This is a genomic window from Mesorhizobium sp. 01N446, from assembly GCF_056399285.1.
Map to the genome: position 1 here is coordinate 66412 of NZ_JBFTRA010000016.1, position 9905 is coordinate 76316.

The window sequence follows — 9905 nt, forward strand, 5'->3', positions numbered from 1 at the left end:
CGGGACTCACGTCCCGCCGCGATCTTAAACCGACCTTGTTTCAGGGCTTGATACTGATATGGACACGACGGCCCAACACGGCACGGTGAAGGAGAGCCCTGCGGCCTCCACGCCACGCCTGACGCTGTCAGGCGTCTCGAAAAGCTTTCCCGGTGTGCGCGCGCTGCACGATGTCAGCCTGTCGCTCTATCCCGGCCAGGTGACGGCGCTTATCGGCGAGAACGGCGCCGGCAAGTCGACGCTGGTCAAGATCATGACCGGCATCTACCAGCCGGATTCCGGCACGATCAGCATCGACGGCCAGGCCGTCACCCTGCCCAGCGCGCATGCCGCCTTCGGCCATGGCGTCACCGCGATCCATCAGGAAACCGTGCTGTTCGACGATCTGAGCGTCGCCGAAAACATCTTTCTCGGCCATGCGCCGCGCACGCGCTTCGGCACCATCGACTGGCGCATGATGCGCAAGAACGCGCGCGAAGTGCTCGACACCATGCATGCCGGCCATATCGACGCCGATGCAAGGCTGAAGGACCTCGGCATCGCCAACAAGCATCTGGTCGCGGTGGCGCGCGCCATGTCGATCGACGCCCAGATCGTCATCATGGACGAGCCAACGGCAGCCCTTTCGATGAAGGAGATCGAGGAGCTGTTCCTGCTCATCGAATTCCTCAAGGAGGAAGGCAAGGCGATCCTGTTCATCAGCCACAAGTTCGACGAGATCTACCGCATCGCCGACCGCTACACCGTGTTCCGCGACGGCGAGATGGTCGGCGAAGGCCTGATCAAGGACGCCGGCCAGAGCCAGATCGTGCGCATGATGGTCGGCCGCTCTGTCGACCACATCTTCCCGCAGCGCAAGGCCGAGATCGGCGTGCCGGTGCTGTCCGTCGCCGGCCTGTCGCACCCGACCGAGTTCAGGGATATCGGCTTCGAGCTGCACAAGGGCGAGATCCTCGGCTTCTACGGTCTGGTCGGCGCCGGGCGCAGCGAGGTCATGCAGGCGATTTCAGGCATCACCCGCACGTCAGGTGGCACGATCACGCTGGACGGCAAGGCGATCGCGCCGAAGTCGGCGGCGGACTCAATCGAGGCCGGCATCGTCTACGTGCCCGAGGAACGCGGCAAGCAAGGCGTGGTGATCGGCCTGCCGATCTTCCAGAACGTCTCGCTGCCGTCGCTCAACCGCACCTCCAAGTCCGGTCTGCTGCGGCTGGCGGAGGAATTTTCGCTCGCCCGATCCTACACCGAACGGCTCGACCTCAGGGCCTCTTCGCTCAGCCAGGATGTCGGCACGCTGTCGGGCGGCAACCAGCAGAAGATCGTCATCGCCAAATGGCTGGCGACCGCGCCCAAGGTGATCATCCTGGACGAGCCGACCAAGGGCATCGACATTGGTTCCAAGGCCGCTGTGCACGGCTTCATGGCCGAACTGGTGGCGCAGGGCCTGTCGGTGATCATGGTGTCGTCGGAACTGCCGGAGATTCTCGGCATGTCCGACCGTGTCGTAGTCATGCGCGAAGGCCTGGTCGCTGCGGTCTACGACAATAAGGGGCTGGACGCCGAGACGCTGGTCCGGACGGCAGCGGGGATCGCGGCATGAGGGCTTTCCTGAAATACCGCGAGATCTGGCTGGCCGCGGCGATCGTCGTTTTGATCGGCCTGATCTCGACGCGTTTTCCCGCCTTCGCCGATCCCGGCAATCTGCGCCAGGTGTTCAACGACACCTCGATCCTGATGATCCTGGCGCTCGGCCAGATGGTGGTGATCCTGACGCGATCGATCGACCTGTCGATGGCCTCGAACCTGTGCTTCACCGGCATGGTGGTGGCGATGCTGAACGCAGCACACCCGGCGATCCCGATTCCGCTGCTGATCGTCATCGCGCTCGCCGTCGGGCTGGTGCTCGGTGCCATCAATGGCCTGCTGGTGTGGCGGCTGAATATCCCTTCGATCGTCGTCACATTGGGCACGCTCACCATCTACCGCGGCGCCACCTTCGTCCTGTCCGGCGGCGCCTGGGTGAATGCCGACAAGATGAGCCCTGAGTTCATCGGCTTCCAGCGCGCCGCCTTCCTCGGCATTCCGGTGCTGTCCTGGATCGCCATTCTGGTCATCGCGCTGTTCTTCGTGCTGATGACGCGGACGGCACTCGGCCGCTCTATCTATGCCATCGGCGTCAACCCGACAGCATCGGTCTATACCGGCATCGATGTCGGCCGCACGAAATTCATCGTCTTCTGCATCTCCGGCATGATCGGCGGCCTTGCCGGCTACCTCTGGATCTCGCGCTATGTGATCGCCTCGGTCGAGGTCGCCAGTGGCTATGAGCTCAACATCATCGCCGCCTGCGTCATCGGCGGCATCTCGATCGCCGGCGGTATCGGCTCGGTCGGCGGCGCGGTGCTCGGCGCGCTGTTTCTCGGCATCATCTCCAACGCGTTGCCGGTCATCAACATCTCGCCGTTCTGGCAGATGGCGATTTCGGGCAGCGCCATCATCCTGGCCGTCGTGCTCAACGCGCGCGGCGAACGCCAGCAGGGGCGCATCATCCTGAGAAAGATGGAGGCGGCATGAGCGACATCCCTGCCCCGCGCCACATCCCCGATTGGCTCGACAAGCCGTTCCGCTCGGCGATCTTTTCCTGGGAAGCGCTGCTGGTCGTGGTGGCTGTCGCCATCTTCGCCATCAACAGCTTCGCCTCGCCCTATTTCCTCGACCCTTATTCGCTGTCGGACCTGACCTTCAATTTCACCGAGAAGGGTCTGATCGCCTTTGCCATGGCGTTGCTGATCATTTCGGGCGAGATCGACCTGTCGGTCGCCGCCATCATCGCGCTGGCCTCGACCATGATGGGCATGGCCGTGCAGGCCGGCGCCGGCACACCGGTGCTGGTGGCGATCGGCATCTTCGTCGGGCTTGGCTGCGGCGCCTTCAACGGGCTCTTGGTGACCAGGCTTGGGCTGCCGTCGATCGTCGTCACCATCGGCACGATGAGCCTGTTTCGCGGCATCGCCTTCATCATCCTCGGCGACCAGGCCTATAAGGGTTATCCCTCGAGCTTCGCCTTCTTCGGCCAGGGCTATGTCTGGTGGGTGGTGTCGTTCGAGCTGGTGCTCTTCCTCATCGCGGCCGTCGTCTACTGGTTCCTGCTGCACCGCACGAGTTTCGGCCGCCGCGTCTTTGCCATCGGCAACAATCCGGTCGCGGCACAGTTTTCCGGCGTGCGCGTCGGGCGGATCAAATTCATCCTGTTCTGCCTGACCGGGCTGATGTCGGGCATCGCCTCGGTGCTGATCACCTCGCGGCTCGGCTCGACAAGGCCGTCGATCGCGCAGGGCTATGAGCTGGAAGTCATCACCATGGTGGTGCTTGGCGGCGTCAGCATCCTCGGCGGCGCCGGCAGCATTCTCGGCGTCGTGCTCGCCGCCTTCATCATGGGGCTGGTGACCTTCGGGCTCGGCCTGCTCAACGTGCCCGGCATCGTCATGTCGATCTTCATCGGCCTGCTGCTGATCGTCGTCATCGCCCTGCCGATCGTCTGGCGGCGGCTGCGAGGTAACAGCTGATGCCTGAGAAATATGCGTTCAAGATGAAGCTCAAGCCAGGCATGAAGGCCGAGTACAGGAAGCGTCACGACGAGATCTGGCCGTCGCTGGTCGCGCTCTTGAAACAGGCCGGCGTGTCCGACTACTCGATCCATCTCGACGAAGAGACCGACATCCTGTTCGGCGTGCTGTGGCGGCGCGACGATCACGGCATGGCCGAATTGCCCGGACATCCGGTGATGCAGCGCTGGTGGGCCCATATGGCCGACATCATGGAGACGAAGCCGGACAACGAGCCGGTGGCCGTGCCCTTGGAAACTGTGTTCCATATGGCATGAGTGCTCTGCGCCACATCGCCGTCATCGATATCGGCAAGACCAACGCCAAGGTGGCGCTGGTCGATCTCGCGACCTTGAGCGAGGTGGCGCTGCGCAGGATGGCCAATGCGCCGCTGCGGCAGGCGCCCTACCCGCATCACGATGTCGAGGCGCTGTGGACATTCATCCTCGACAGCCTGGCCGGCCTCAACCGCGAACAGCGCATCGACGCCATTTCGATCACCACCCATGGCGCGACCGGCGCGCTGGTCGATGCCGCGGGCGACCTTGTGCTGCCTGTGCTCGACTATGAGTTCGATGGTCCCGACAGGCTGGCGGCGGAGTATGAGACGGTTCGCCCGCCCTTTTCCGAGACCGGCACGCCGCGCCTGCCGCTCGGTCTCAATCTCGGCGCACAGTTCTTCTGGCAGCAGAAAACCTTCCCGACGGAATTCGCCAAGGCCGCCACGCTGCTGATGTACCCGCAATACTGGGCGCTGCGCCTGACCGGCATCGCGGCCAACGAGGTAACCTCGCTTGGTTGCCACACCGATCTGTGGAACCCGTGGACCGCTGACTTTTCGTCACTGGTCGATCAGATGGGTTGGCGCCGCCTGATGGCGCCGGTGCGGCCGGCCGGGGATAGCCTCGGCCCTATTCTGCCGGCGCTTGCCGCGCGAACCGGGCTCGATGCGCAAACCCCCGTGTTCTGCGGCCTGCACGATTCCAACGCTTCGCTGCTGCCGCATCTCCTGTCCGACGCGCCACCTTTCTCGGTCGTCTCGACCGGGACCTGGGTGGTGTCGATGGCGGTGGGCGGCAGGACGGTCGACCTCGATCCGGCGCGTGATACGTTGGTCAACGTCAACGCGCTCGGCGCCTCCGTCCCTTCGGCTCGTTTCATGGGTGGTCGCGAATTCTCGCTGCTGACCGAAGGCCAGCCGGAGAACTGGACCGAAGACGATATTGGCGCCGTGCTGGCGCAAAAGACGCTGCTGCTGCCTTCGACCCAGCAAGGATCAGGTCCATTCCCACACCAGGCCGCGACCTGGCTTGATGCCGACGGCATCAACAATGGCCGGCGCTTCGCCGCCATCTCGTTCTATCTGGCGCTGATGACGGCGACCTGCCTCGAGCTGATCGACGCCGATGGCCCGACCACGGTCGAAGGACCTTTTGCCCGCAACCGGCTGTTCGTCGGCATGCTGGCGGCAGGCACAGGCCGCACCGTCATCGCCTCCGAGGCCGCCACCGGAACCAGCATCGGCGCGGCGCTGCTGGCGTCCGATCCGGTGACGGCACACGGCAAGGGCGAAAGAACAGAGCCGCCGACCGACCCGGCCTGGGCGGACTATGTCGGCGCCTGGCGCGCGGCGGTCGAAGCACGGGGCTGATCAGAGGATCCGCTTGCCGAAGGCCGACATGACGAAGTTCACGGTGTCGGCGCCAATCCTGGGCTCCAGATCAGCGGTCAGGCCCGAGACATCCATCGACAGCAGGCCGCCGGAGAGTGCGATCGCCTCCATCGCCTGATGCGTCTCGCGCACGGTCAGCCCGCCGGAGCCGGCCGCCCAGCCGGCAAATTCGGTCGCCGTCAAGGAATAGCTGACATGAAAGCCTTGCGTGCCCGACGTGGCGATGCGAATCGCCTCATGCATCAGGTCGCGCATGCCCATGGCGTCGATATCGGTCATGGTGAAGGCCGATACGCGCGAATCCTTCAACACCCGCGCTTCGGCCGGATCGGCATGGCGCAGGCCGACGATGACGACGTTTTCCGGCGACAGCTGCGGCTGCAGCGCGCCGGCCTTGTGGTCGAGGCCGAGCGCACGCGCCAGAACCGAACCCTCCGGCAGGTCGATGCCCTCCTCGTCCTCGGGCATCAGCGCGGCGATCGAATCGATCCAGATCAGGCCGAAGGAGTGCGTCGCGCGCGCCGTCGCCGTCAGCGCCTTGTGGGCGATGCGGCGATCGGCGCCAGCGGCGAGTCGGATCAACCCTGAAGGCGGCCGCTCGACATCGGCGAGTTCCACGACGTCGAAATTCATCGCCTCCAGCCGCGCGCCGGTTCCCTCGCGGGCGAGGATGCCGGCGGCTTCCTGCTCGGCCGAGATCGACACCATCTTGCGGCCGGAAAAGTCGGCGACGTCGTGCATCGGCGCCTTCTCGACATATTCCGACGTCATCGCCAGCAGCATGGCGCCGTAGCTCATGCGGAAGGCGACGCGGTCGCCGACGGCGGGCCGCGGGTCGGCATCCTGCACGTCGAGCAGCAGATGATCGCTGGAGGCGCCGAGCACGCGAATCCCCTTGGCGATCGGCGTCAGCCCCTCGACCAGCACATCCTCGCGGCCGATATTGGCGATGGCGCGCAGCCTGTCGCCCTCGTCGGGAAAAACCGGCTGGTTGCCGAAGGCGTCGTAGCCGGACTCGCCGATCGGCCGTGACGGCTTCAGCTTGACCTCGATGATGTCGCTGGTCAGGCGGCAGGCATCGGGTTCGAGTTCGGCCCATGGCACATCGCGGAAGGTCTCGACGCCGCCCTGCAGGATCGCCTCGCCGACCCTGAGATTGTTGATGCCGGCCGGCAGCTTGCCTTCGAGCAGCAGCGTGAGCGATGACGAGGCACCGCCCGAGATCCAATCGAGGCTTTTGCCCGACAGACGCTCGGTCTTGTAGGCATGGGCGACGAGCTGGCCGAGATTCTCCGGCGTCGGCATGATGGCGCCGAAACAGCCGAGATTGGTGCCTATGCCGGCGATTCGCACGCCCTTGAACTCAAGGATTCGCTCGACGGTGGGGATCAGGTCGCTCGGCCAGATGCCTTCGCGGAGATCGCCGAGATCGATCATCAGCATGATGTCGTGGACGCGGCCCATGCGCTCGGCGATGCGCGAGATCTCGCGGATTGTGGCGAGTTCCGACTGCAGGCTGATGTCGACGGTGCGCACAACCTCCTCGACGCGCGCCATGGGCGGGCTGCGCAGCAGCATGATCGGCGCATTGATGCCGCTGTCGCGCAGCCGGCGGATGTTTTCGAAACGCGATTCGGCGATGCCGGCGACGCCGCCACGCAGCATGGCGCGCGCCACTTGCGGCATGCCGCACATGCCCTTGGTGACGCCGAACACCTTGATCCCCGACAAGGCGCAGCGGTCGACGATGGTGCGGGCATTGCGCTCGATGCGGCCCAGGTCAACGGCGACTTGCGGTCCCGACATTTTTATCCCCTGTAGATCAACCCCTGCGGGTCGATCTCGGGCTTGCGGCCAGCGACGAGGTCGGCCAGGAATTTGCCCGAGCCGCAGGCCATCGTCCAGCCGACATGACCGTGGCCGGTGTCGAGATAGAGGTTTTTGTACCGCGCCTGGCCGATGACCGGCACGGAGTTCGGCATCATCGGCCTGAGCCCCGCCCAGAGCACGGCTTTCTTCTCGTCGAACGCGCCAGGGAAAAGATCCCTGGCGGTCCGGAACATGGTGGCGAAGTCGCTGGGCTTGTGGGTTCGGTCGAAGCCGGTGAATTCGGCGGTGGAGGCCAGCCGCAGCCGGTTGCCGAGCCTGGAATAGGCCATCAGCTGGTCCTCGTCGGCGCCGCCCATGGTTGGGCCCTTGCTCTCGTCTTCCAGCGGAATGGTCGCGGTATAGCCCTTCACCGGATAGACCGGCAGGTCGATGCCGTAACGGCGGCCGAGCAGGCCGCTTTCCGGCCCCATCGAAATGACCACGGCGTCGCCTGCAATCGGACCAGCCGAGGTCATCACCGCGCGCACGCGGTCGCCGTCGATATCGAGGCCTTCGACGGTGGTATCGAACAGGAATTTGACGCCAAGCTTTTCGCTGGCATAGGCGGCGAGATTGTCGACGAACATTCTGGAATCGCCGGTCTGGTCGATCGGCGAATAGACGCCGCCGGCGATCTTTTCCTTCACGCCGGCAAGGCCCGGCTCAAGCTCGACCAGCCGGTCGCGGCCGACGATCTCGATCGGCAGGCCATGCTCGGCGAGGTAACGGTAATTGTCGGTGCCGGTGTCGAGGCTGTGCTGCGAGCGGAAGAAGTAGAGGATGCCTTTCTTGCGCTCGTCATAATGGATGCCGGTGTCGGCCGAGATGGCATTGATGCAGTCGCGCGAATAGAGCGCCAGCCGCAGCTTGACCTCACTGTTGGCGCGCAGCCGAGCCACCGTGCATTGACGCAGGAAACGCAGGCTCCAGGCAAGGAAATAGGGATCGAAGCGCAGCCTGACCTTGATGCCGAGGTCATGGTTCCAGAGCGCGCGCAAAAAAGTCTTCAGAGCGGCCGGCGAGCCCCAGGCCGTGGCATCGCCCGGCGAGACCAGCCCGGCATTGGACTGGCTGGTGCCGCGCGCCGGCGCTGGATGCCGCTCGATCACGGTGACCTCGTGACCGTCGGCCGCCAAGTAATAGGCGGCGGCCGTACCGACAACGCCGGCGCCGAGCACAATTATCTTCATGCCATCCCCCTAAGCTCTTCGCGGCGAGGCGCCTCCACGCCGTGTCGCGACTGCTTCCATAGCGCGTCACCACGCGCCTTGCGAGCCCTTGGGGGCTTGGCTTCAGCCGCGCGCGGAGTTCTTGCTGGTCAGGATACGCTCCCAGGCGAGCGCATCGGCAACGATCTGGTCGAGGTCGTCCCGTTGCGGGGTCCAGCCGAGTTCAGCCCGGGCAAGGTCCGAATTGGCGACAACAGCGGCGGCGTCACCGGCGCGGCGGTCGCCCATCTTCACCTCGAAATCGCGGCCAAAGGCACGCCGAACGCTGTCAATGACCTCGAGCACCGAATAGCCATGGCTGTAGCCGCAATTGGCGACAAGGCTCCCGCCCCCGGCGCGCAACCGCTCCAAGGCCAGCCGATGCGCCGCCGCGAGGTCGCTGACATGAATATAGTCGCGCATGCAGGTGCCGTCCGGCGTCGGGTAGTCGGTGCCGAACACCTGCATGAACGGACGCTTGCCGAGCGCGGTCTCGCAGGCAACCTTGATGAGATGCGTGGCGCCCGGCGTCGACTGGCCGGTGCGGCCCCTGGGGTCGGCGCCGGCAACGTTGAAATAGCGCAGCGCCGTGTAACGGATGTCGTGCGCGAGGCCGGCATCACGCAACATCCACTCGCTCATCAGCTTGGACAGGCCGTACGGCGATTCCGGCGCCAGCCGGGCATCCTCGCGCACCGGCTCCAGCCCGGCGCCGCCATAGACGGCGGCGGTCGAGGAAAAGATGAAATGCGGCACGCCCTCGCGCACCGCGGTTTCGATCAGCGTGCGCGTCTTGGATGTGTTGTTTTCGTAATAGGCGAGCGGGTCGGCGACCGATTCCGGCACCACGATCGAACCGGCGAAATGGATGATCGCATCGACCTTATTGTCCCTGATGATCGAACCGACCAATTCCTTGTCGGCGACATCGCCGACAACCAGCTTTGCCTCCGGCGCCACCGCCCATTCGAAGCCGGTGGAAAGCCGGTCGAGAACGACCACGCTTTCGCCCGCGTCCAGCAATTCCCAGACCATGTGGCTGCCTATATAGCCGGCACCACCTGTCACCAAAACCGTCATCCGCGTCCTCGCATTATCCAAGATTTATCGGAAACTGTCTCAAACCCCGCTCTACTGGAAAGCCTGCCGCATGGCCATTAGAACCCTCGGTAACCGGCGTTCACCAAATGTGGCATCATGCTGAAACAAAAGTGATCCACAGAGCGTGTCGTGGAGTGGGAATAGGCCACGATCCGCCAGCGTTAGGAACAGGTGCGGGGCGTGGCATTTTGACCAAAACGGCCCGGTGGACGACCAATAGGCCAATGATTATGATCCCGCGCAAAATTGGGAAGCCGACATGAACTACCAGCGGTTCTTCGAAGAAGCGATCGACCAGCTCCACGCGGAGCGTCGCTATCGTGTCTTCGCCGACCTCGAGCGCATCGCGGGCAAGTTTCCGCGCGCCATATGGCGTTCCAACGGCCGCGCCGAGGAAATCACCGTCTGGTGCTCCAACGACTATCTCGGCATGGGCCAGCACCCCGACGT

Annotated in this window: 8 protein-coding genes and 1 pseudogene; 6 read left to right on the top strand and 3 right to left on the bottom strand. The window is 64.6% G+C overall.

Annotated features, from left to right (window positions below; genetic code table 11):
* Positions 1-58 precede the first annotated feature (58 nt).
* From AC1DPX_RS33935 to AC1DPX_RS33955, 5 genes are read left to right on the top strand one after another with little or no spacing between them, the layout of a single operon-like run.
* On the top strand, positions 59-1600 hold the full coding sequence (locus AC1DPX_RS33935; RefSeq protein WP_477242309.1) for a sugar ABC transporter ATP-binding protein: 1542 nt from the start codon (positions 59-61) through the stop codon (positions 1598-1600).
* Positions 1597-2574, top strand: a complete 978-nt coding sequence (locus tag AC1DPX_RS33940) for an ABC transporter permease (protein WP_202356232.1) — start codon at positions 1597-1599, stop codon at positions 2572-2574. The genes AC1DPX_RS33935 and AC1DPX_RS33940 overlap by 4 nt, the downstream gene beginning before the upstream one ends.
* Positions 2571-3566 (top strand): ABC transporter permease, encoded by a 996-nt coding sequence (locus AC1DPX_RS33945; protein WP_477242311.1) that lies wholly within the window; start codon positions 2571-2573, stop codon positions 3564-3566. The genes AC1DPX_RS33940 and AC1DPX_RS33945 overlap by 4 nt, the downstream gene beginning before the upstream one ends.
* A complete protein-coding gene (gene rhaM / locus AC1DPX_RS33950) occupies positions 3566-3883 on the top strand; it encodes an L-rhamnose mutarotase (protein WP_477242313.1) in 318 nt (105 codons plus the stop codon). Before AC1DPX_RS33945 ends, rhaM begins: the two co-directional genes overlap by 1 nt.
* Positions 3880-5256 (top strand): FGGY-family carbohydrate kinase, encoded by a 1377-nt coding sequence (locus tag AC1DPX_RS33955; RefSeq protein ID WP_477242315.1) that lies wholly within the window; start codon positions 3880-3882, stop codon positions 5254-5256. The genes rhaM and AC1DPX_RS33955 overlap by 4 nt, the downstream gene beginning before the upstream one ends.
* Here the strand turns inward: AC1DPX_RS33955 and AC1DPX_RS33960 are convergent, their stop codons facing one another.
* From AC1DPX_RS33960 to galE, 3 genes are all read right to left on the bottom strand, one after another.
* The gene (locus AC1DPX_RS33960) at positions 5257-7083 is read right to left on the bottom strand and encodes an alanine racemase (protein WP_477242317.1); all 1827 of its coding nucleotides are present in this window, start codon (positions 7081-7083) and stop codon (positions 5257-5259) included.
* A gap of 2 nt (positions 7084-7085) precedes the next feature.
* The gene (locus AC1DPX_RS33965) at positions 7086-8336 is read right to left on the bottom strand and encodes a D-amino acid dehydrogenase (protein WP_477242319.1); all 1251 of its coding nucleotides are present in this window, start codon (positions 8334-8336) and stop codon (positions 7086-7088) included.
* Between the two features lie 102 nt (positions 8337-8438).
* On the bottom strand, positions 8439-9434 hold the full coding sequence (gene galE, locus AC1DPX_RS33970) for a UDP-glucose 4-epimerase GalE (protein WP_202356238.1): 996 nt from the start codon (positions 9432-9434) through the stop codon (positions 8439-8441).
* A gap of 280 nt (positions 9435-9714) precedes the next feature.
* Here galE and AC1DPX_RS33975 point away from each other — a divergent pair.
* Positions 9715-9905, top strand: a pseudogene (locus AC1DPX_RS33975) (5-aminolevulinate synthase); the annotation flags it as partial.

What these genes read in the sequence shown, in the direction of transcription:
- AC1DPX_RS33965 (WP_477242319.1), bottom strand. Translation starts at nt 8,336, where the DNA reads ATGAAGATAATTGTGCTCGGCGCCGGCGTTGTCGGTACGGCCGCCGCC.
- AC1DPX_RS33955 (WP_477242315.1), top strand. Translation starts at nt 3,880, where the DNA reads ATGAGTGCTCTGCGCCACATCGCCGTCATCGATATCGGCAAGACCAAC.
- AC1DPX_RS33935 (WP_477242309.1), top strand. Translation starts at nt 59, where the DNA reads ATGGACACGACGGCCCAACACGGCACGGTGAAGGAGAGCCCTGCGGCC.
- AC1DPX_RS33940 (WP_202356232.1), top strand. Translation starts at nt 1,597, where the DNA reads ATGAGGGCTTTCCTGAAATACCGCGAGATCTGGCTGGCCGCGGCGATC.
- AC1DPX_RS33945 (WP_477242311.1), top strand. Translation starts at nt 2,571, where the DNA reads ATGAGCGACATCCCTGCCCCGCGCCACATCCCCGATTGGCTCGACAAG.
- AC1DPX_RS33960 (WP_477242317.1), bottom strand. Translation starts at nt 7,083, where the DNA reads ATGTCGGGACCGCAAGTCGCCGTTGACCTGGGCCGCATCGAGCGCAAT.
- galE (WP_202356238.1), bottom strand. Translation starts at nt 9,434, where the DNA reads ATGACGGTTTTGGTGACAGGTGGTGCCGGCTATATAGGCAGCCACATG.
- rhaM (WP_477242313.1), top strand. Translation starts at nt 3,566, where the DNA reads ATGCCTGAGAAATATGCGTTCAAGATGAAGCTCAAGCCAGGCATGAAG.